Annotated in this window: 15 protein-coding genes and 1 pseudogene; 11 read left to right on the top strand and 5 right to left on the bottom strand. The window is 57.7% G+C overall.

All coding sequences use genetic code 11. The features are described 5' to 3' along the window. Positions 1 to 11: 11 nt before the first annotated feature. From ACN1C3_RS32425 to ACN1C3_RS32390, 8 genes and pseudogenes are all read left to right on the top strand, one after another. A pseudogene (locus ACN1C3_RS32425) lies at positions 12 to 535 on the top strand (efflux RND transporter periplasmic adaptor subunit); the annotation flags it as partial. 183 nt (positions 536 to 718) lie between these two features. Next, on the top strand, positions 719 to 2,158 hold the full coding sequence (locus tag ACN1C3_RS32420; RefSeq protein ID WP_419119809.1) for a cytochrome ubiquinol oxidase subunit I: 1,440 nt from the start codon (positions 719 to 721) through the stop codon (positions 2,156 to 2,158). Between the two features lie 3 nt (positions 2,159 to 2,161). Then, a complete protein-coding gene (gene cydB, locus ACN1C3_RS32415) occupies positions 2,162 to 3,169 on the top strand; it encodes a cytochrome d ubiquinol oxidase subunit II (RefSeq protein WP_419119808.1) in 1,008 nt (335 codons plus the stop codon). A 175-nt stretch (positions 3,170 to 3,344) separates the two neighbouring features. After that, on the top strand, positions 3,345 to 4,691 hold the full coding sequence (locus ACN1C3_RS32410; protein ID WP_419119807.1) for a carbohydrate porin: 1,347 nt from the start codon (positions 3,345 to 3,347) through the stop codon (positions 4,689 to 4,691). A 64-nt stretch (positions 4,692 to 4,755) separates the two neighbouring features. Then, a complete protein-coding gene (locus ACN1C3_RS32405) occupies positions 4,756 to 5,289 on the top strand; it encodes a sugar dehydrogenase complex small subunit (protein ID WP_419119806.1) in 534 nt (177 codons plus the stop codon). Next, positions 5,282 to 6,928, top strand: a complete 1,647-nt coding sequence (locus ACN1C3_RS32400) for a GMC family oxidoreductase (RefSeq protein WP_419119805.1) — start codon at positions 5,282 to 5,284, stop codon at positions 6,926 to 6,928. Before ACN1C3_RS32405 ends, ACN1C3_RS32400 begins: the two co-directional genes overlap by 8 nt. A gap of 3 nt (positions 6,929 to 6,931) precedes the next feature. Continuing rightward, positions 6,932 to 8,293 carry a c-type cytochrome gene (locus ACN1C3_RS32395; RefSeq protein ID WP_419119804.1) on the top strand — a complete coding sequence of 454 codons (1,362 nt, stop codon included), beginning with the start codon at positions 6,932 to 6,934 and terminating at the stop codon, positions 8,291 to 8,293. Between the two features lie 768 nt (positions 8,294 to 9,061). Beyond that, positions 9,062 to 9,328: a LuxR C-terminal-related transcriptional regulator gene (locus ACN1C3_RS32390; protein WP_419119803.1), complete on the top strand. Its 267-nt coding sequence runs from the start codon at positions 9,062 to 9,064 to the stop codon at positions 9,326 to 9,328. A gap of 88 nt (positions 9,329 to 9,416) precedes the next feature. Here ACN1C3_RS32390 and ACN1C3_RS32385 read toward each other — a convergent pair whose 3' ends face one another. From ACN1C3_RS32385 to ACN1C3_RS32370, 4 genes are read right to left on the bottom strand one after another with little or no spacing between them, the layout of a single operon-like run. Further along, positions 9,417 to 10,505 (bottom strand): ABC transporter ATP-binding protein, encoded by a 1,089-nt coding sequence (locus ACN1C3_RS32385; RefSeq protein WP_419119802.1) that lies wholly within the window; start codon positions 10,503 to 10,505, stop codon positions 9,417 to 9,419. 39 nt (positions 10,506 to 10,544) lie between these two features. Further along, positions 10,545 to 11,342: an ABC transporter permease gene (locus ACN1C3_RS32380; protein ID WP_131700780.1), complete on the bottom strand. Its 798-nt coding sequence runs from the start codon at positions 11,340 to 11,342 to the stop codon at positions 10,545 to 10,547. Further along, positions 11,339 to 12,259, bottom strand: a complete 921-nt coding sequence (locus ACN1C3_RS32375; RefSeq protein ID WP_419119801.1) for an ABC transporter permease — start codon at positions 12,257 to 12,259, stop codon at positions 11,339 to 11,341. Before ACN1C3_RS32375 ends, ACN1C3_RS32380 begins: the two co-directional genes overlap by 4 nt. 23 nt (positions 12,260 to 12,282) lie before the next feature. Next, entirely contained in the window at positions 12,283 to 13,410 is a 1,128-nt protein-coding gene (locus ACN1C3_RS32370) for an extracellular solute-binding protein (RefSeq protein WP_419119800.1), read from the bottom strand. 416 nt (positions 13,411 to 13,826) lie between these two features. Here ACN1C3_RS32370 and ACN1C3_RS32365 point away from each other — a divergent pair, with 416 nt between their 5' ends. The 3 genes from ACN1C3_RS32365 to ACN1C3_RS32355 all read left to right on the top strand — a co-directional run bounded on the left by ACN1C3_RS32365 (position 13,827) and on the right by ACN1C3_RS32355 (position 17,410). Then, positions 13,827 to 14,609, top strand: a complete 783-nt coding sequence (locus ACN1C3_RS32365; RefSeq protein WP_419119799.1) for a creatininase — start codon at positions 13,827 to 13,829, stop codon at positions 14,607 to 14,609. A gap of 79 nt (positions 14,610 to 14,688) precedes the next feature. Continuing rightward, a complete protein-coding gene (gene gabP / locus ACN1C3_RS32360) occupies positions 14,689 to 16,083 on the top strand; it encodes a GABA permease (RefSeq protein WP_419119798.1) in 1,395 nt (464 codons plus the stop codon). Positions 16,084 to 16,393: 310 nt separating this feature from the next. Next, a complete protein-coding gene (locus tag ACN1C3_RS32355; RefSeq protein ID WP_419119797.1) occupies positions 16,394 to 17,410 on the top strand; it encodes a GlxA family transcriptional regulator in 1,017 nt (338 codons plus the stop codon). Positions 17,411 to 17,530: 120 nt separating this feature from the next. Here ACN1C3_RS32355 and ACN1C3_RS32350 read toward each other — a convergent pair whose 3' ends face one another. Further along, positions 17,531 to 18,871 carry an MFS transporter gene (locus tag ACN1C3_RS32350; protein WP_419119796.1) on the bottom strand — a complete coding sequence of 447 codons (1,341 nt, stop codon included), beginning with the start codon at positions 18,869 to 18,871 and terminating at the stop codon, positions 17,531 to 17,533. Between the last annotated feature and the right edge of the window lie 312 nt (positions 18,872 to 19,183).

Below are 19,183 nucleotides of genomic sequence, written 5' to 3'. Positions count from 1 at the left end.
CAAAGACGCTACAGGACTTGCAGACGGTGATCGTCAATCGCGGCTCCCTGGGGCGGCGGTCGCCAGCGCGGAAGCGGCGGTGCAATTGGCGCGGATCGACCTGTCCGATACCCGAGTCATTGCGCCACGGGACGGCCAGCTCGGACAGATCGGCGTGCGGCTGGGGGCCTACGTCAATTCCGGGGCACAGTTGATGGCGCTGGTGCCAAGCCAGCGCTGGGTGATCGCCAACCTGAAGGAAACCCAGATGGATAACGTGAGGGTCGGCCAGCCAGTCACGTTTACCGTCGACGCCCTCAATCACCTTAAATTCCATGGCCGGGTACAGCGGATTTCACGGGCCACTGGCTCCGAATTCAGTCTGTTGCAGGCGGACAATGCCACCGGCAACTTCGTCAAGATTGCCCAGCGGATGCCGGTGCGGATCACGGTTGATGCGGGTCAAGAGCAGAGTGAGCGGCAGCGGCCGGGGATGTCGGTGGTGGTGAGTATCGATACGGCTGTGCAAAGGGATGTCGCCGGCAACCATCCGTGACAGGCCCAACACCCGGACATCTACAAAAAAAGGGGGACTTCGAACCACGGCCTTCACATTATTGTGAGCGTCTGGCTCAACCAGGTGTTCAGGTTTCTGCGCACTTTTCAGTTTTCCATAAAAGTGCAGCCGCTGCATTTTGGACTATTGTTACTTGTAACTTGACGTGTCAAGGTCGAATGTATGTTTGGTTTAGAGGCACTAGATCTCGCCCGAATGCAGTTCGCGTTTACCGTTTCGTTTCACATCTTGTTCCCTGCCATCACTATCGGCCTTGCCAGTTTCCTGGCAGTGCTCGAAGGCCTGTGGCTGAAGACCAAGGACGACACCTACCGTGACCTGTACCATTTCTGGTCAAAAATCTTCGCCGTCAACTTCGGCATGGGCGTGGTGTCCGGCCTGGTGATGGCGTATGAGTTCGGTACCAACTGGAGTCGTTTTTCCGACTTCGCCGGTGCGATCACGGGCCCCCTGTTGACCTATGAAGTGCTGACGGCGTTCTTCCTCGAAGCCGGTTTTCTCGGCGTCATGCTGTTTGGCTGGAACCGAGTCGGTCGCGGCCTGCACTACTTCTCCACGGTGATGGTCGCGGTCGGTACGTTGATCTCCACCTTCTGGATCCTGGCCTCCAACAGCTGGATGCAGACCCCACAAGGCTACGAAATCGTCGACGGCCGGGTTATCCCTATCGACTGGCTGGCGGTGATCTTCAACCCCTCGTTTCCATTCCGCCTGGCGCACATGGCGATTGCAGCATTCGTCGCCACGGCGTTTTTTGTGGGTGCCTCCGCCGCCTGGCACCTGCTGCGTGGCCGGGACAATCCGGCGATCCGCGAGATGCTCTCCATGGCCATGTGGATGGCGCTGATCGTTGCCCCTATCCAGGCAGTAGTAGGTGACGCCCACGGCGTCAACACCCTTGAACACCAGCCGGCGAAAATCGCCGCTATCGAAGGTCACTGGGAAAATATCGGCAATGAGCCGACCACGCTGATCCTGTTCGGCTGGCCCGACATGAAGGCTGAGAGGACACGTTTCGCGGTCGAAGTGCCTTACCTGGGCAGCCTGATATTGACCCACAGCCTGGACAAACAGATCCCGGCATTGAAGTCATTCCCACCTGAGGATCGGCCGAATTCGACCATCGTGTTCTGGTCGTTCCGCCTCATGGTCGGCCTGGGCATGTTGATGATCGCCACCGGATTATGGAGTGCTTGGCTGCGCCTGCGCGGTTCGCTCTACACCAATCGCATGTTCCTCTACCTGGCCATGTTTATGGGGCCGTCAGGCCTGATCGCCTTGCTCGCCGGCTGGATTACCACCGAGGTCGGCCGTCAACCGTGGGTGGTCTATGGTCTTCTACGCACGGCGGATGCTTCGTCCATGCAGAGCGTGGGACAGATGAGCCTAACTTTGATCCTGTTCGTCGTGGTGTATTTCGCGCTGTTCGGTACGGGCTTCGGCTACATGATGCGCCTGGTGCGCAAGGGGCCGAAAACCCACGAAGGCGCGGAACCAACTCACGGTGGCCCAGGCAAGAAACGCACACCTGCGCGACCACTGTCAGCCGCCGACGATATCAACGAAGCCGGCCCCGGCGACCGCCTGAACGAGGGGAATTGAGTCATGGGTATCGATCTTCCACTGATCTGGGCCGTGATTATCATCTTTGGCATCATGATGTACGTGATCATGGACGGGTTCGACCTCGGGATCGGGATTCTCTTCCCGTTCATCAAGGGTGACCGCGACCGCGATGTCATGATGAACACCGTCGCCCCGGTCTGGGACGGCAATGAAACCTGGCTGGTACTGGGCGGCGCGGCGTTGTTCGGGGCCTTCCCGCTGGCCTATTCGGTCGTGCTCTCGGCCTTGTACCTGCCGCTAATCTTCATGCTCATCGGGCTGATCTTTCGCGGCGTGGCGTTCGAGTTCCGCTTCAAAGCCAGGGATGACAAACGCCATCTCTGGGACAAGGCCTTCATCGGTGGCTCCCTGGTGGCGACGTTCTTCCAGGGCGTGGCGCTGGGGGCCTTCATCGACGGCATCCCGGTGGTTAACCGCAGCTATGCCAGCGGTGGTTTGGACTGGTTGACGCCGTTCTCGCTGTTCTGCGGACTGGCCCTAATCGTGTCCTATGCTTTGCTCGGTTGCACCTGGCTGATAATGAAAACCGAAGGCAGCCTGCAGGAGGCCATGCACAAGCTGGCCAAGCCGCTGGCCCTGGCGCTGCTACTGGTGACCGGTATCGTCAGCATCTGGACGCCGCTGGCCCACGCCGAGATTGCGGCTCGCTGGTTCACCATGCCGAACCTGCTCTGGTTCATGCCGGTGCCGCTGCTGGTGCTAGTGTCGCTGTATGGCCTGCTCAAGGCGGTGGCCCGTCGTGCGCACTACACGCCGTTCCTGTTGACCCTGGTGTTGATCTTCCTCGGCTACAGCGGTCTGGGCATCAGCCTGTGGCCGAACATCGTGCCGCCGTCGATCTCGATCTGGGACGCCGCCTCGCCGCCGCAAAGCCAAGGCTTCATTCTGGTGGGTACGCTGTTCATCATCCCGTTCATCCTGGGTTACACCTTCTGGAGCTACTACGTGTTCCGCGGCAAGGTCACCCATGAGGATGGCTACCACTAGGTTCCGTCCGAAAGCTGAAAATAGGTTGTCCCCGAGGATCGTCGTTCATAGGCACGGGAATTGTAAATAATGATAGTTAGCTACGCATCTTGTTATAATTTCCTTCGCTCCGATGCGCGTTCCTCAACTGCGTACGAAGCTCATTGCTAAAAAAACATGTAGGAGAATGCCTTAAATGAGAACGGTATTTATTACCGCAGCTGCCGCGGGATTTGTCCTGAGTGGTTTGGCAACGAGTGCCTGGTCGGATGAACCGATGTTTTCGTCATCGTCACGCTGGATGACGGGCGACTGGGGTGGCCTTCGAACAGAGTTGCTCGACAAGGGTTACGACTTCCAGTTCAGCTATCAGTCGGAAAGCGCTGCCAATCTCCACGGCGGTTTTGATCACGACCATACCGCGCGCTACACCGACCAATTCAATTTGGGCGGTGCCATTGATCTTGAAAAAGTTTTAGGTTGGCATGAGGCCAACTTCCTACTCCAGATCACCGAGCGCAGTGGGCGAGATATCACCAATGATCGGCTTACCGACCCTCGTACTGGAACCATCAGCTCCTCGGTTCAGGAGAACTTTGGGCGAGGTCAAACCTGGCGTATTACCACATTGGCGTATCAGCAAAAGTTCTTTGACGATGTGCTCGATATCAAAGTAGGTCGATTGCCGATTGGCAGCGACTTCGATGCCACGGGCTGCGTGTTCCAGAACAACTCCTTGTGCGGCGGCCTGGTCGGCCATGGCGCAACGGTCTGGTTCAACTCTCCGGTCAGCCAGTGGGGGGGGCGCGTCAAAGTCAACTTCACCCCTGAGATCTACGCTCAAGTGGGGGCTTACGAATACAACCCGACCCTGCTCGATAGCAACAACGGCTTCAAAATGAATACCTCGGGCCGCCTAGGCAATACCTATGTCGGGGAAGTTGGCTGGACGCCCATGTTGGGTGATGCCGGGATGGCCGGCAAATACATGGTGGGCACTTATTGGAACAGCGCCACGGCCGCCGACGTGCTTGAAGACGTCAATGGCAATGACAAACAGCTTAGCGGCCAGCCTGCCGATCAACATGATGGCCGGTACGGCATGTACGCCTATGCACGCCAACAGATCACGACTGTCGGGGGCGATGCCAAGCGCGGTCTGAGCCTGTTCGCCCACTATGCGCAATACGATAAAAACAGTAGCACCCTCGATTGGCAGGCCCAGCTCGGCGCCATCTATGCAGGTCCTTTTGATGCTCGACCTCAAGACGCTTTCGCGGTGGGTATCAGTGAGATGCACGTCAACCCGGCGCTGTCGAAAAATCAGCAGCTGCACAACCAGATCAACAACCTCACTGATTATCAGGATCCCGCGTTTCAACCCGTTCAGCATGCCGAGTATGCCGCCGAGATCCATTACGACTTCAGATTGACGCCGTGGCTGATGGTGCGTCCCAACATTCAATACCTGGCCAATCCAGGCGGAGTCTATGAAGTGGATGACGCCACTGTTGTGGGCTTGACGGTCAATACCGTGTTTTAAACCGCCGACCGACGTTTGTGCACAGCGCGACACCTGACGATAACCTGTGACTACAGGACAGACCATGAATAGCTTGAATGAAATAAATAATGCCAACGGGCTGAAGCCGACAAGGCGAACCCTGCTAAAAGGGCTGCTGAGCGCCTATACCGCTTCCTTGATTCCTTTTGCACTGGCTGCACCGATCGACAGTAAAGAGCAAGGTGCGTTTTTGGCGGTCTCGGCGATTATTGCTGGCCGTCAGAGTCTGGATAAAGACCTGGCAAACAACCTGTATCAGGCACTCACAGCCGATGACCCAACATTCGCCAAAGGAGTGGAAGGCTTACTGGCGCTGATCAATGAGCGACACTTAGACCCATTAAAGCTGCAGAAAACCCTGGATGACGAGAAGTCACCCTTGGCCGCCGTGCCACGCCAGATCGCAATGGCCTGGTTCATGGGCGTGGTCGGCAGCGGTGTCAAGGCTCGCTGCCTGGCCTACGAATATGCGCTCAATGCAGTGATGGTCGCCGATGTCCTCAAGCCGCCTACCTACGCCTACGGTCCTTACGGAAGCTGGGCAAGCCATCCAATCGTCGAGGTGACAAATGTCTGATCAACTGTCCGCGGACATCGTCATCATCGGTTCGGGGGTCTGCGGTTCCATGGCCGCGACCCATCTGCTCAAGCAAGGCGCTTCGGTGCTGATTTTGGAAGCGGGTGGGCCCATCGAGCGAGGCCGTATTGTCGCGGCCTTTCGCAACTCCACGCGCAAGAGTGACTGGATGTCGCCCTACACTTGCAGCGACTGGGCGCCTCATCCGGTCTACAAGCCGGTGGATAATGGCTACCTGGTCCAGGACGGCCCTTACCCGTACCCGGCGGAATACATCCGCGGCGTCGGTGGCACGTCCTGGCACTGGGCGGCCCAGGCCTGGCGCGTGGTGCCGGGCGACATGCGCATCAAGACCCTGTACAACGTGGGCGTCGACTGGCCCATGACCTACGAAGAGCTCGACCCTTTCTATCAGGAAGCGGAAGAAATCTGGGGTGTGTCGGGGGCTGAAAACACGGGCTCACCACGCAGTAAACCGTTCCCGATGGAGCCGGTGACTGAGCCCTACGCCATGCGGCGCATCCGCGAGCGTCTGGCACCGACTTACGCGGTCGTGGGCAACACCACCGGACGCAACAGCCGCCCGTATGACGGTCGTCCGGCCTGTTGCGGCAACAATAGCTGTCAGCCAATCTGCCCGATCGACGCGCAATACCACGGCGGCATTGCCATTCAGACCGCAATAGACGCCGGCGCCAAGTTGCAGATCAACGCCGTGGTCTATCGCATCGAACATGATGACAAAGGCCATATTGTGGCCGTGCACTACTATGACCCCGACAAGCAATCGCACCGCGTCACCGGCAAGACGTTCATCCTTGCCGCCAACGGCATTGAAAGCCCGAAACTGTTGCTGATGTCGGCCAGCGACAAGTACCCCAACGGTTTGGCCAACAGCTCCGGCATGGTCGGTCGCAACCTGATGGACCACCCGAGCACGTCCATTACCTTCGATGCCGATGAAGAGTTGTGGCTGGGCCGGGGGCCACAAAGCCCAAGCTCGATCAATACCATGCGCGATGGCGCCTTCCGTTCGGAGCATGCACCTTATCGCCTGGATTTCACTAACATCTCCCGGGTCAACAGTGCCACCGACGCGCTCATTGCAGCCGGGGTGTATGGCACGGAATTCGAGAAACAGCTTCGTCACCGCGCGGCATTTGAAATGAGCCTCAAGGATGTGCTGGAGGTGCTGCCTGACCCTGAGAACCGCATCAGCCTGAGCGATCAGAAAGACAAGCTGGGACTGCCCAAGCCCAAGGTCAATTACGCCATCCACGAGTACACCCGCAAAGGCGCGGCGCAGTCGCACAAAGACTTCACCCGCATTGCAGAACTTATGGGCGGGACCAATCTGCGCTACAGCGCCGAAGGCAATTTTGCCAACAACCAGCACATCACCGGCACCATGAGTATGGGCAACGATCCCAAGACCTCGGTCTGCGACAGTTACGGTCGTACCCATGATCACGACAACTTGTTCATTTGCAGCACCGGCGTGATGCCAACGGCCGCCACCATGAACTCGACCCTGACCGCCGCGGCACTGACCTTGCGCACGGCGCACCACATCCTGCCGGATCGGGTCATTGCGCGGGTTTCGCCGTTCGAGTCTGTCACTGAACAAGGGCGGGGCTGACCCATGAACTGGAAAATCACTACGCTTGTGGCCTTGATGCTGGCTGCGCTGAACGCCAGTGCGGCAGACGACGCGCAGATTCAGCGTGGCAAGTACCTGTCGACCGCCGGTGACTGCGTCGCCTGTCACAGCGTGCCCGGTGGCAAGCCGTTTGCCGGCGGCCTGGCGCTGCCCACGCCGATTGGCGACATCATCGCGACCAACATTACCCCGTCGAAAACAGCGGGCATTGGCAATTACTCCCTGGAGCAGTTCAGTGATGCCCTGCGCAAGGGCATTCGCGGTGATGGCAAGCACTTGTACCCCGCCATGCCTTACACCTCGTACGCCAAAGTGAGCGATGAAGACATCAAGGCCATGTATGCCTACTTCATGAACGCCGTGGAACCCGTGAATACGCCGGCCAAACCGACCGCTCTGCCGTTTCCGTTCAACATTCGCTTCTCCATGGCTGCGTGGAACCTGCTGTTTCTCGACGATAAGGCCTTCGTGCCCAATGCGTCGCATGATGCAGAGTGGAACCGGGGTGCCTACCTGGCTCAAGGGTTGACCCACTGCAGCACGTGCCATTCGCCACGCAACCTGATGATGGCTGAGGTGTCGTCAAAAGAACTGGCGGGCGGTGATGTCGGCACCTGGTATGCACCGAATATCACTTCGGACATCAACAGTGGCATTGGTGGTTGGGACAATGCCGAGCTGGTCGCCTACCTGAAAACCGGTGAAGCGCTGGGCAAGGCCCAGGCGGCCGGGCCGATGGCCGAAGCGGTGGACCACAGCCTGCAACACCTCGACGACAGCGACCTGAAGGCCATTGCTGTCTACCTGAAGACGGTGCCTGCGCAACAAGCGGCGGCGGACCGCAAGCCGGTTTATGCCCTGGGGCAAAAGACCGACGAGCTGGGAAGCATCCGCGGCGTGGCCTTGCCGGCTGATGACGACAAAATGAGCGGTGCCCAGCTGTACGATGCTCATTGCAGTACCTGTCACCAGGCTCAGGGGCAAGGCAGTTTCGAGGGTGGCCTACCGTCGCTCGCGCACAACACTGCGGTTGGACGCAGCAACACCAACAATCTGGTGATGGTGATCCTGGACGGCGTCAAGCGCGGCGCCGATGGTCAGGACATCAGGATGCAGGGCTTCGCCAGAACCCTGAGCGACCCGCAGGTGGCAACACTGGCCACCTACCTGACCGCTCACTACGGCAACGCTGACGTCAAAGTCAGTGCGGCCCAGGTCAAAGAGCTGCGGGCCGGTGGGCCGGCGTCGCACCTGGCCGCCTTGGCCCAGGGCGCGATTGCAGTGGGTGTCATTGTGTTCATCCTGTTGGTGCTTTGGCTGGTACGGCGTAAACGTCAGCCATAGCATTGGGTGAGTTCGTTGCCTCCTGCCGGGGAGGCAACGACAGGCACAAAAAAGCGGGGTAGAGACAGTCAAGTTGTCAGTCGAGGCGCAAGTAACTGGGTCTCAGTTAGCCACACGCTAACCCCTTGAACAGCTCAGTTCGGTGATGGCGTCCTATGGCGAACCGCGATCACCAAAGGCCCCGTCACTCCTTTCCAGCTTTGCTTCTGACGATGTGCAGTTCGAAGCCTATTGGCGAAAGACATCTACCATTTCGATGCAGTCTGTAGAGACGTTCGCAGCAGTAGCAGCGCCCTCCTCCTGATCGAATCAACATCGCCGTAATGTGAAGTTCACTCCGGTAGATGTCTACTTTTAGTGAGGTACGTATGGACAAGCAGCCCCTGAAGCTTGTCTTGCGGCTATCAAGCAACCTAGGGGGTGATTTCCGTAGTAAACCGAGGCATGCCTTCTCACAATGGTCGGGACGGAGTGATTCGAACACTCGACCCCTAGCACCCCATCTCCTTTTTCATACTTCTTGAAAGCTTCGAAAATCCTCCTCTGGATTTTCACAAGCGAGTATTTACTTGAGCTCCAGCGGTGTTCTGCTCTACGAGAGTCCAGTGACGGCCATCAAGAGCCGACGTTTTTGTGGGGGGAAAAGTAGGGGAAATCCATTTCATGGACCAAAATTACCCTCGAAGAACCCGAGTTGCTGACTGCCAATGATGCCGGCCGGATAGTTACCTGCAAACCATTGGCCCACTGCTGATTCAAGTGGTGCGCTTGCATTATCACGCCTGGTTGCAAGCCAACGAGTTGCCACTTTTACTGACGGAAAGCCTGATAAGACAGCAGCACGTGGAGCTGACGTTGCATGAACAGGAACTGTTGCGCTTAATGATGACCGGCCTTGAAGTGCAAGACATTGCCGAACAACTGGGCGTGCGCCCCCTCAGCGCTGCGACATACATCAAACGTCCATACCCCAAGCTGGGTATCAGTGGTTTGCGTGAGTTGTTCGGGCTCGCGACACAAGCGCAGTGGGCGTGATAGTACCGGCACCACTGCACTCGATAACCTGTCCCCTGCCCTCGACTACTTTATAAAGCTGCGAGTCTGTCGATCGAGGTTGCCAAGGTCAGTCCCCACGCAGAATCAGCGCATGCGCGCCATCCCACTCGGCGAAGATTTTTTGCCCGCAGTGCACGCCAAGCAAGTTGTAATCGGCATGCCGTTTCTGCACCTGCAACTCAAGCCCGCCGCTGGCTTCGAGATAAATGTTGACCATCGAACCGATGAACTCTTCACCGACGACGGTGCAGTTCAGCCGGTTGCGTCGCATAGGCTGCGCGGTCAGGTCGATATGCTCGGCGCTTACGCAGACCGTAACGCGCTCAGCGGGAACAACCGTTTTACCCTCCGGCAGCCGCGCCAGGAATCCACCGTGCTCCGAATCGAGGCAAACCAACCCGCTATCGTCGAAGCCAACGACAGTGCAGTTAAGGATATTTTTACCGCCAACGAACTCGGCAACGAAGCGGTTGTGAGGCTCAAGGAAAACTTCCTGCGGCGAGCCGATCTGTTCGACCCGGCCTCGACTCATGATCACTACACGATCGGCCATTGCAAAGGCTTCGGATTGACTGTGAGTGACGTAGACAAAGGTGATACCCAGGTCCTTCTGCAGTCCAGTCAGCACGCCTTGCATGCGCACACTCAGATGAGCATCCAGGGCGCTCAGGGGCTCGTCGAGCAGCAGGATCGGCGGTTCGGTGACCAACGAGCGCGCCAACGCCACGCGTTGCCGCTGACCACCGGAGAGCAGGCTTATATCGCGAGTGGCGAACTCCTCCAATCCAAGCCGCTCAAGCCACAGTAGCGCCTTCTTGCGTCGCTCAGCCTTGGCCATCCCTCTCATTCGCAGACCGAACTCGACGTTCTCCAGCACGTTAAGAAACGGGAACAGCGCCAGGTTTTGCCAGACCAGCGGCGTCTCCCGTTCCCAGGAGTAGAGATCATTGATGCGCTCACCGTTAAGACGAATTTCGCCTTCACTGGGTTTATCCAGCCCCGCGAGCATGCGCAGCGTTGTGGTCTTGCCGCAGCCGCTCGACCCCATGATCGCGACGAACTCACCTTTGTAAATCTCCAGGTTCATACGCTCTACAGCCTGATAGCTACCGAAATGTTTAACCACGTTGTCGAATACCACCAACGGTTGAGTCATGGCTGAATCCTTCGTGTTCGGATGATTGTCAGTGTGGTATCAGGCACTGGCGGGCTTACGCCGCCGCATCAACAGCAGTTGCGCGAGGATCACCAGGGTCATGGTCGTGATAAAGACGATGGTGCCGATCGCGTTGATGGTCGGGCTCACCTGCCCTTGCAGCGTATTGAGGATGCGCACGGGCACCGTTTCGTTAAGCCCCGACACGAACCAGGCGACAGCGAACTCATCGAAGGAAACGGCCATGGTCACGAACAGCGCGGCGAAAATGCTCGGCGCCGTGAATGGCAGGATCACATAACGCATGGCCTTCCATTGATTGGCCCCCAGGTTCCAGGCCGCCGCCTCAATGTTCGGATCCATCTGCGCCAGGCGCATCCTGATGACCGCCATTGCGAACGGTGCGCACATTACGATATGGCTGATCATCACCGCGTAGATCTCGCCGGAAAGCCCGACCCGCGACAGGAAAGCCAGCATCGCCAGCCCCATGATCACCACCGGAATGGTGGGCGGCAGTAGCGCAAGCGCCATGTAGATCGACTTGCCGAAGAACTGGTAACGGAAGTCTGTGTAAGCCGCCGTAAACCCAAGCAGGGTTGAGACCAGCGACACGACCACACCCACCGTCAGGCTGTTCCTGAATGCCTGCCAGACCGCCGGATCGCTGGCGATCATCTCGTACCAGTGCAGGCTGAAACCGCCCAGTGGCAAGGAAGGGAAACGGTCAATGTTGAACGAGAACACGAAGCTGCCGGCAATCGGCAAAAAGATGAAGAGGAACACCATTACGACAAAGCTGCGAAGCAAGAAGTTAATCAACCGATGCTCGTTCATGTGCGCCTCCGGTAAGCGAAGCGAACCGCACCAAAAGCCGCGATGAGCAACGTCACAATCATCATCGTTGCGATCACCGCAGCGCGTGGCCATTGCTGGCCGGACTTGGTGGTGTCAGTGATCAGCGTACTCAAGGTCGGCGGTTGACCACCACCCAGGTAGAGCGGGCTGACAAAGTCGCCGAAGGTCAGGATGAAGCAGAACAGCGCCGCAACCACGATGCCGATCCGCGCCGACGGCACCACCACCAGCAGCACCGTTCGCAATCGTCCGCAGCCGAGGTTGTGCGCCGCCTCGATCAACGAACGATCGATGTACATCAGGCTGAACAGTTGCAGCAAAACCACCAATGGCAGACACAGCGTGAAGTAGCCAATATAAGTACCGAACGCTGTATTCAGCATGGCAAACGGCTCCAGCCCAAGCAGACCGAGCGCGGCATTGAAGATGCCGTTATCGCTGAGGAACACCTGCCATGAATAGGTGCGCACCAGGTAGCTGGTGAAGAACGGAGTGACCAGCAGCAACACCAGCAGCTGCTTTGCCGACTCGCGAAACTTGAAGGCGATTGTATAAGCGCAGGGAAAGGCCACCAGGCTGACCAGCACAGTGGCACCCGCCGCCATGGCGAGTGTATGGACGTAGGCGTCCCAAAAAAAGGCGCGACTGAGCATGTAGCTCCAGTTAAGCCATTCGAACGTCGGCACCATCCGGAAGTTACGTACAAGCCAAAAACTGATGGCCACCAGAAATGCCAGCGGAAATACGAAGAAAATCAATTGCCAGATCAGGATAGGCATCGAGAAACAGAGGCCAAACCAGGGCAAGCGCCACACCCTCCTTGAACGGCGCTCTGTTCGGGCACCTGCATTACCGGAGAGTACTGACGGTGAAGTCTTCAACTTGTCTGAAATCATAGCGACCACCTCCACTCGTCTTGTCAAGCACCCTTGTATTGCGACCAGAAGTCATTCCACTCATCCAGACTCTGCCGGACCGGGAGTTCGCGGTACTTGATACGACCATCGCGAATGTCATCCATGACGTTGTGCTGGCCGAGCAGCATGCCTTGGCGCTTCGCCTCGGCGGGATCGGTCTGGTTCAGCAGTTCCCATCCCTTTTTGCTCGGGATCAGCGCTGGATAAGCGGCCATCTTCGCCGACTTGACCTGGCCATCAGGTGAAGTGATGTATTGGATGAACTTCTTCGCCAGCTCCGGGCTGTGTGCTTTTTTAGCGATGCAGTAAGACTCCGTCCATTGCAACCCGCCCTCCTTCGGCAATACGGTTTTCACCGGTGCGCCGGCTCGTTGCAAGACACCGGTGATCCAGTCGCCGATGCCGCACATGGCATGGATCTGACCATTTTTCAGTGAAGAAAAGGTTCCGCCATAATCGAAGAAGCCACCGATCTGCGGACGCAGGCTCATCATCTTCTGCTGCACCGTTTGCCAGTGCGCGGTATCGATGTCGTACGGGCGCGCGTTGCCATTCATCAAGCTGATCTGTCCGAGATTCGGCAGGTGCCAGTCGAAGTGTCCAACCTTGCCCTTGAGGCTTTCGTCCCAGAACACGTCATAGCTGTGCACCTTGGCTTCGGGAACGAGTTGGGTGTTGTAGGCAATGCCGAGGAAGCCAAAGCGAATCAGGACCGAGTAGAGCTTGTCCCCCTGCCAGTGGCCGGGAAAATGCTGGAACTCTGGGTAGAAGTCATCGAAGGGGTAGTCAGCGGGGTCAAGTTGCTCGATGTACTCAGCGGCATTGAGTTGCTGGACATATTCGGCGTCGGACAGGATCAGGTCGAAAGTGCCAGGCGGGGACTGTGAGATCAACCCCAGCATGTTGTCGCCGCCGGTGTAGTACTTGGCCCGGACCTTGACCCCATATTTGCGCTCGAATTCAGCGACGATGTCCGGCTCTGCGTGTCCGGCCCATGCGAGTATGACCAGTTCTTTTTCCGCTGCGGCGAAGCTTCTCAAGGGCAGCAAACCAGAAAGCGCTGCGGTGCCTGCCAGGATGCTGGAGGTCTTGAGGAATGTACGGCGTGAAAGGTCGATGCGATTTTTCATTATTGTCTCGCCTGGGTGATGGAAAGAACCTCTGTTCCTTTCGTCGCTCTGCTTTTGGCTCCTGCCTGATTTCGCTGCCAACCACACACACCATCAGCTGGCTCGATGCATTGCAGCAGGTCGCCATCACCCTTTTTTGTGCGCGCCCGACCTGAACTTTGTCAGATCCGACCCACAGCCTCTCCTTGGCGACAAAACCGCCGATGTCCGCTAACCGGACAGAAATGCCAAAGCAAAGGGTGTTTTGTCATTTACGGGTCGGATTTAGACAACTCGCCCCCCTCTCCTTCTGATCGAATCGCTCTATGCGTCACCTTCGATTCCAGCCATCCAAAGCAGTGGCCCGTCGACAGGCAAGCGCCCGCAATCACCGCTTGAAAAATCCAGCAGGTCGATCACATTCAGAGGTTGTGTAGATGAACAACAGTGTCGTTATTGGAGAACTCACCTGGCCAGAGTATGCGCAGAAGGTGGCTACCGGTTGCCCAATCTTTCTGCCAGTGGGTGCACTGGAACAGCATGGACATCACATGTGCATGGAAGTCGATGTGCTGCTGCCTACCGCGATATGCAAGGCGGTAGCGCAGAATGTCAGCGGCCTGGTTTTGCCTGCCCTCGCCTATGGCTACAAGTCTCAGCAGAAATCAGGCGGCGGCAACCACTTCCCGGGAACAACCAGCCTCGATGGAGCCACGCTGACCCATACCGTGCAGGACATCATCAGAGAACTTGCACGCCATGGCGCACGCAAACTGGTGATGATGAACGGGCACTTTGAAAACTCGATGTTCATTGTCGAGGGCATAGACCTTGCCCTTAGGGAGCTTCGCTACGGTGGCATCAGTGACTTCAAGGTCGTCGTGCTGTCCTATTGGGACTTCGTCAACGATCCTGCCGTCATCGAAAAGCTATATCCCGAGGGATTCCTCGGCTGGGATATCGAACATGGCGGAATTTTCGAAACCTCTTTGATGCTGGCCCTGCACCCCGACAAGGTCGATCTGAGTCGTGCGGTTGATCATCCTCCCGCCACCTTCCCGCCTTACGACGTCTTTCCCATCATTCCCGAGCGCACGCCGGCCTGTGGAACACTGTCATCCCCTAAAGGTTCCAGTCGCGAGAAAGGCGAGCTGATTCTCGAAGTCTGTGTCTCTGGCATCAGCGCCGCTGTGCGCGAGGCTTTTGATTTGGACACCTGAAGAACACACGAACGTGCCGAAACGAGTACTCACGGTTATTGCTTCACCCTCCCCAAGTAAAATAAGAAGGGTAAGTCTCATGTCCAGCAGCTCGACCTTGGCCCCAGGCCTCAAGCAGCGTCACGTCACCATGCTGTCCATTGCCGGTGCCATTGGCGCCGGCCTGTTCATCGGTTCAGGACACGCCATCGCCTCGGCGGGGCCGGCCGCCATCCTGGCGTACATTTTTTCCGGCACCTTGGTCGTGCTGGTGATGCGCATGCTGGGAGAGATGGCCGTAGCGTCGCCCGATACAGGATCGTTTTCGACCTACGCCGAGCGGGCGATGGGACGCAGCGCCGGCTTCACCATCGGCTGGCTGTACTGGTGGTTCTGGGTACTGGTCATTCCGATTGAAGCCATCGCCGCTGCCGCCATCCTGCACGCCTGGTTTCCCGTCATTCAGACCTGGGAGTTCGCCATAGCGGTCACCGGCCTGCTGACATTGACCAACCTGTTCAGTGTCGCCCGGTACGGGGAGTTCGAGTTCTGGTTCGCCATGCTCAAAGTCATCGCGGTTCTGGGGTTTATCGCGCTTGGCGCGCTTGCCCTGGTGGGCGGATTACCGGATACGGCGGTGAGTGGGGTCGTTCAACTAAGTCATGAGTTCGGTGGTTTCATGCCCAATGGCATGACCGCCGTCATCGGCGCGATGCTCACCACCGTGTTCAGCTTCATGGGCACGGAAATCGTCACCATTGCCGCTGCTGAATCACAAAACCCCTCCAAACAGATCACCCGCGCGACCAACTCCGTCGTCTGGCGAATGGGGATTTTCTATATCGTCTCGGTATTCCTCATCATCTCCATCGTCCCCTGGAACGACCCCATGCTCATGGAAGTCGGCTCTTATCAGAGGGCGCTCGAGCTGATGAACATTCCACACGCGAAAATGATCGTCGATATCGTCGTGCTGATTGCTGTAGCCAGCTGCCTCAACTCAGCCATCTATACCGCGTCACGCATGGTCTACTCCCTGAGCAAACGCGGTGATGGTCCTCGAGTACTGCAGAAGACGTCGTCTTCAGGGGTGCCTTATATCGCGGTGCTGGCCAGCACCGCGGTCGGTTTTCTGACCACGGCACTCAATTACTTTGCACCCAACGAAGTCTTCTCCTTCCTCCTGGCCAGCTCCGGTGCCGTTGCGCTGCTGGTCTATCTGGTCATCGCTGTTTCGCAACTGGTACTGCGCAAGAAGATGAATGCTTCGCGGCAACCGATCGCGTTCAAGATGTGGTTTTTCCCCTGGCTCAGCTACCTGGTCATTGCCTGCATCTTGAGCATCCTGGTGGTCATGCTGATCTTGCCGCAGCATCGCATGGAAGTTGTTGCGACGGGTGCGCTGACACTGTCCATCGTCTGTATGGGTGCAATCTTCAACTCCAGGAAGAAGACAGTGCAAGCCGTCGACATCGCGCGAACCGAAAACGCTTAAAGCGCTATCCCCGATAGCAACACTCATCCTCGTTCACCTCTTTCCGGCCGCTCTCCACCACGGAGCTGGCCGGCTTTTTTTGTTGATCACTCATGCCTTACTCCCCACGTGTTCTACGCCCCCCTCCAGCCAATCGAGACTCATGGCATCTTGCGTGCCTATTCCTTTCGTCACGGTCTATTGACCGGACACTCGGTGTAAAATCCTGAAGCCTGTAAACAGGGCTTACAATCACAAGAACGAGATGACGTTGCCCGTATCGGCAGCTTGCCGCGGAGCATGTCACTGATGCAGTTGAGGAGCGGTAATAATGGCGAAACTCCAGGTGGCGAAACCCGCCGCAGGACGTTCGGTGAATGAACAACGACCGGTGAAAACCGTGGGTTTTCTGGTTATCCCCAACTTCACCACCATCGGCTTCGCCTCCGCCGTGGAAACACTGCGCATGGCCAACCTGGCCGCGCGCAAACCGATGTTCCGCACGGTCATCATCGCCGCCAGCCTGGAGCCGGTGACGGCCAGCAACGGCATGCGCATCCTGCCTGACCATACCATCACCGATGCACCCAAACTCGACATGCTGTTCGTTGTCGGATCAAACCCGATCGTCTCCAATCACAGCAGCCGACCACTGCTCAATTGGCTACGCAAGCTGGCGCATGATCAGGTACCACTGGGCGGGATCTGCACCGGCAGCCACTTGTTGGCGCGCGCCGATCTGCTCAAGGGCTATCGCTGCACGATTCACTGGGAAGACATCGAAGCACTGAAAGAGCGTTTTCCGGGGATCATCATTTCCAACCAGCTGTTCGAGCTGGACCGTGATCGCTACACCTGCTCCGGTGGCGTGGCCTCCATGGACATGACCCTGCAGCTGATCGCCCGCGAACCTGGTGGTCGCGATATCGCAGCCCATGCGGCCGAGTTGTTGTTGTGTGATCGGGTACGCAATGCACAGGAACAACAGCGTGTGCCATTGCGGCAAAAGCTGGGTACCTCGCAGCCCAAGCTCAGCCAGATGGTGGCGATCATGGAAGCCAATCTCGAGGAGCCGGTGGGCCTTGAGGAACTCGCGCGGTTGAACGAGGTGTCGGTGCGCCAGCTCGAACGCCTGTTTCACAAGCACCTGCAGCGCACGCCGAGTCAGTACTACCTGGAATTGCGCCTTGCACGGGCGCGTCAATTATTGCTGCGCAGCGAATCGCAGGTACGTGATATCGCCCTCGCCTGCGGCTTCGTTTCCCCGGCGCACTTCTCCAAATGCTACAGCCGTTTCTTCGGCGTATCGCCCATTGGCGAGCGTAAGCAAGTGGCTGCCGTGCATTGATTGAATGGCCTCATCGCGAGCGGGCTCGCTCCCACGGTTGACCGTGTTGTCCAGGCGGACGCGGTTCAATGTGGGAGCGAGCCCGCTCGCGAAGGCATCTTTGAGATCACCGGATGGAGATCAGTCCTGCAAGGCCTTATGCGCAGTTTCCCGGCTCGCCAACATGGCAATCAAAGCTATCGCCGCTGCAGCCAGCAGATACCAGGCCGGGGCCATTTTGTTGCCCGTCACTTGAATCAGCCAGGTCGCGATAAACGGCGCGGTGCCGCCAAACACCGCGTTGGCGATGTTGAAGCTGAAGGCAAAACCACTGAAGCGGACGCGGGTGGGAAATATCTCGGCGAGGAAACACGGCAAGGTGCCGTCGTTCATCGCCAGGATCGCGCCGAAAGCAATCTGGATCATCAGAATCACCATCAGCGGCTGATTCTCCAACATCCCGAACAGCGGAAATGTCAGCGCCAGGAACAATACTGAAGCGGTCAGCAGCATGGTTTTGCGCCCGAACCGATCCGACAGTTTGCCCATCAGAAAGATCAGCCCGATGTAGGTCGCCAGCGATACCGTGGAGGCCAGGAACGAATCACTCTCGCTCATGCCCATTTCGGTGGACAGGTAGGTCGGCATGTAGCTGAGCAACAAGTAGAACGCCACCGCATTCAGGCAGGTCGCGCCGATCCCGATCATCACACTGCGTCGGTGCACGGTCAGCAATTCGCGAACCGGAGCGTGGGTTGCGCATTCCTTTGCTTCAAGGCGTTTTTCCATCTCCAGGAACTTGGGCGTGTCTTGCAGACTCATGCGGATGTAGCGCCCCACCAGCCCAAATGGCGCTGCCAGCAGAAAGGGTAAACGCCAGCCCCAGCTGTGCAGATCCTCGACACTCATCCACGCATGCAGGCCGGCGACAAAGACCGCGCCGAAGAGCAAACCAGCCGCCGTACTCGCCGGGACAATGCTGGTGTACAAACCGCGTTTACCCTCGGGCGCATACTCGGCGAGAAAGGCCGATGCCCCGGCGTATTCACCTGAAGCGGAAAAACCCTGGAACAAGCGAATCAGCAACAACAAGGCCGGTGCCCACAGGCCAATATGGTTGTAGGTCGGCAGGATGCCGATACAAAAGGTCGAGATCGACATGATCAGAATCGACCAGGACAGCGCACTACGCCGCCCGTATTTGTCACCGAAGTGACCCCAGACCAGTCCCCCCAGCGGGCGGACGATAAACGACAACGCAAACACGGCGAACGTCGCCAGTAGCGCGGTCGTCTTGTCGGTTTGCGGAAAAAACGTGAGCGCGATGACGGTTGCCAGGTAGCCGTAGGCCGCATAGTCGAACCACTCGACGAAATTGCCCATGAAGCTGGCACTGGCCGCGCGCCGCAGGGCCTTGCGCTCGGCGGTCTGTTCAAGTTTCTGCGCCATGGTCGGCGTCAGGCTTGCGCTTTGGGTGCTCATTGGGCACCTCCGGTGTCAGAGGTGTGGTTATCGAAACGAAGAGTCGAGGCGTAGAACATGACAAAACCCTCTATTGTTTTACTTGGCAGGGTTAGGGCTCGGTAAATGCTGCACGCTTTTTAGCGTGCATGCATTGTTTTGTTCCGGTTTATCTCAGCCACCGGGAAGATTTTTCGCCACTCGTCAATCGAGTAGGAGGCGGATTTACATCCGCCGTCCTCTCACACCACCGTACATACGGTTCCGTATACGGCGGTTCAGGTTAAGCGGCTAAGCCGGGTTATCGTGTCCAGTATTGAGACCAGCCCGAGT

Origin of the sequence: Pseudomonas sp. H11T01 (assembly GCF_048515765.1) — a bacterium.
GTDB lineage: Bacteria > Pseudomonadota > Gammaproteobacteria > Pseudomonadales > Pseudomonadaceae > Aquipseudomonas.
The sequence above is the reverse complement of the archived record's forward strand: the minus strand, read 5'-3'. Positions and strand labels throughout refer to the sequence as shown.

Coding starts and splice junctions, on each gene's coding strand:
- ACN1C3_RS32410 (WP_419119807.1), top strand. CDS start 3,345: ATGAGAACGGTATTTATTACCGCAGCTGCCGCGGGATTTGTCCTGAGT.
- ACN1C3_RS32350 (WP_419119796.1), bottom strand. CDS start 18,871: ATGAGCACCCAAAGCGCAAGCCTGACGCCGACCATGGCGCAGAAACTT.
- cydB (WP_419119808.1), top strand. CDS start 2,162: ATGGGTATCGATCTTCCACTGATCTGGGCCGTGATTATCATCTTTGGC.
- ACN1C3_RS32405 (WP_419119806.1), top strand. CDS start 4,756: ATGAATAGCTTGAATGAAATAAATAATGCCAACGGGCTGAAGCCGACA.
- ACN1C3_RS32395 (WP_419119804.1), top strand. CDS start 6,932: ATGAACTGGAAAATCACTACGCTTGTGGCCTTGATGCTGGCTGCGCTG.
- gabP (WP_419119798.1), top strand. CDS start 14,689: ATGTCCAGCAGCTCGACCTTGGCCCCAGGCCTCAAGCAGCGTCACGTC.
- ACN1C3_RS32375 (WP_419119801.1), bottom strand. CDS start 12,259: ATGATTTCAGACAAGTTGAAGACTTCACCGTCAGTACTCTCCGGTAAT.
- ACN1C3_RS32400 (WP_419119805.1), top strand. CDS start 5,282: ATGTCTGATCAACTGTCCGCGGACATCGTCATCATCGGTTCGGGGGTC.
- ACN1C3_RS32355 (WP_419119797.1), top strand. CDS start 16,394: ATGGCGAAACTCCAGGTGGCGAAACCCGCCGCAGGACGTTCGGTGAAT.
- ACN1C3_RS32385 (WP_419119802.1), bottom strand. CDS start 10,505: ATGACTCAACCGTTGGTGGTATTCGACAACGTGGTTAAACATTTCGGT.
- ACN1C3_RS32380 (WP_131700780.1), bottom strand. CDS start 11,342: ATGAACGAGCATCGGTTGATTAACTTCTTGCTTCGCAGCTTTGTCGTA.
- ACN1C3_RS32420 (WP_419119809.1), top strand. CDS start 719: ATGTTTGGTTTAGAGGCACTAGATCTCGCCCGAATGCAGTTCGCGTTT.
- ACN1C3_RS32370 (WP_419119800.1), bottom strand. CDS start 13,410: ATGAAAAATCGCATCGACCTTTCACGCCGTACATTCCTCAAGACCTCC.
- ACN1C3_RS32365 (WP_419119799.1), top strand. CDS start 13,827: ATGAACAACAGTGTCGTTATTGGAGAACTCACCTGGCCAGAGTATGCG.